This is a genomic window from Neobacillus kokaensis (genome assembly GCF_014656545.1).
Taxonomy (GTDB): Bacteria; Bacillota; Bacilli; order Bacillales; family Cytobacillaceae; genus Neobacillus; species Neobacillus kokaensis.
The window spans coordinates 1-1,439 of record NZ_BNDS01000066.1 but is presented as its reverse complement, the minus strand read 5'-3'; the positions used below and the strand labels follow the sequence as shown (position 1 = coordinate 1,439).

General features: G+C 36.6%; 2 protein-coding genes. Both read left to right on the top strand.

Features of this window, described 5'->3' with window-relative positions; translation table 11 throughout:
- Window positions 1-55 precede the first annotated feature (55 nt).
- Window positions 56-568 (top strand): helix-turn-helix domain-containing protein, encoded by a 513-nt coding sequence (locus IE222_RS26625; RefSeq protein ID WP_223282909.1) that lies wholly within the window; start codon window positions 56-58, stop codon window positions 566-568.
- Window positions 451-1,407, top strand: a complete 957-nt coding sequence (locus IE222_RS26170; RefSeq protein WP_223282910.1) for an IS3 family transposase — start codon at window positions 451-453, stop codon at window positions 1,405-1,407. Before IE222_RS26625 ends, IE222_RS26170 begins: the two co-directional genes overlap by 118 nt.
- The last annotated feature ends 32 nt before the right edge of the window (window positions 1,408-1,439 follow it).

The window sequence follows — 1,439 nt, the reverse complement described above, 5'->3', positions numbered from 1 at the left end:
ATGAACCGCCCCGTAAATGTTAGACACAACTACTAACATTTGCGGGGTGTTTTTTATGGCTAAATTTACAGTGGAAACGAAGATAGAAGCTGTTAAAAGATATTTAAATAATGAGGGTGGTTATGGAATTCTTAGTGAAATCTATGGAACAACTCATAATACAATAAAAAAATGGGTTCTACAGTACCAATATAATGGTGTGGAAGGGCTTATTAAAAGCTATACAAACTATACAGTTCAGTTTAAACTAGACGTACTTAATTATATGAACGAACAAGGGACGTCTTTGTATGAAACAGCAGCCATTTTTAATATCCAAGCACCTAGTACTATTTTGGATTGGAAGCTGAAACTTGAAACAGAAGGAATAGATGCCCTTAAACCGAAGAAAAAGGGGCGTCCATCCATGAAAAAAGAGACAAAGAAATCTCCTCAACCAGTAGAAGGATCATTAGAAGCCTTACAGGCAGAAAACGAACGTTTACGAATGGAGAATGCCTACTTAAAAAAGTTGAATGCTTTAGTTCAAATGCAGGAAAAATTACAAACAAAATCAAAGCGCAAGTAATTTTTGAACTAAAGGATCAGTATGAGGTTGTGGATTTAGTTGAAGTCGCTGACATTCCACGCAGCACGTATTATTATTGGGAAAAACGATTAAATCAGTCTGATAAATATGAGAGAGTAAAAGAAGCCATCAACGAGATCTATCATGAACATAAAGGTCGTTATGGGTATCGTCGTATCACGAAAGAGCTAGAAAAAAGAGGGTTCCAACACGATCCCAAAACCATTAATCGGTTAATGAATGAAATTGGTTTGAAATGCTTGGTACGCATGAAGAAGTACCGTTCTTATAAAGGGAAAGTAGGCAAAATCGCGCCGAACATCTTAAATCGTGATTTCTCTGCCGAGAAAATGAATCAAAAATGGGTAACTGACGTCACGGAATTCCACCTATTTGGTGAAAAACGTTACCTTTCTCCAGTACTAGATTTGTGTAATGGCGAAATCATTGCGTATACCGTCATGAACCGTCCTGTTTATAAATTAGTGGGAGATATGTTAGACCAAGCCATAAAACGACTTCAGCCAGGAGACCAAGTGACACTTCATTCAGATCAAGGTTGGCATTACCAAATGAAACAGTATCAAAAGACACTAGAACAGCACCAAATTATACAGAGTATGTCCCGAAAGGGAAACTGTTTGGATAACGCAGTCATGGAAAATTTCTTTGGCCTATTAAAGCCTGAACTCCTTTATCTACAAGAATTTGACAGTATGGAGCATTTTGAACAAGAATTAGCCGACTATATTTACTATTACAATCACAAACGAATGAAGACAAAATTAAAAGACTTAAGTCCAGTGGAATACCGAACTCAAGTCTTAAAAGCTGCATAAAGATATTTGTCTAACTTTATTGGGTCAGATCA

Coding starts and splice junctions, on each gene's coding strand:
- IE222_RS26625 (WP_223282909.1), top strand. CDS start 56: ATGGCTAAATTTACAGTGGAAACGAAGATAGAAGCTGTTAAAAGATAT.